General features: G+C 68.1%; 1 pseudogene. It reads left to right on the forward strand.

Annotated features, from left to right (window positions below):
* Positions 1-411, forward strand: a pseudogene (locus K9U40_RS24220) (NADP-dependent malic enzyme); the annotation flags it as partial.

Raw genomic sequence — 411 nt, forward strand, 5'->3', positions numbered from 1 at the left:
TCCCGTACCTGTTCCGTGGTGCGCTGGACGTGGGCGCCACCGCGATCAACGAGGAAATGAAGATCGCCTGCGTGCGTGCCATCGCTGCACTGGCCCGCCGCGCCGCCACCGACATGGGCTCGGCCTATGGCGGTGACACCCCGAGCTTCGGCCGTGAATACCTGATCCCGCGTCCGTTCGACCGTCGCCTGCTGGTGGAGCTGTCGGCCGCCGTGGCCCAGGCCGCAATGGATTCGGGCGTGGCCTCGCGCCCGATCGACGACATGGGCGCCTACCGCGACAAGCTGGCCCAGTTCGTCTACCGCACCAGCCTGATGATGAAGCCGGTCTACGACCGCGCGCGCAGCGACAAGCAGCGCGTGGTGTACGCCGAAGGCGAAGAGGAAGTGGTGCTGCAGGCGGTGCAGAACG

This window comes from Xanthobacter autotrophicus, from assembly GCF_030015065.1.
Lineage (GTDB): Bacteria > Pseudomonadota > Alphaproteobacteria > Rhizobiales > Xanthobacteraceae > Xanthobacter > Xanthobacter autotrophicus_D.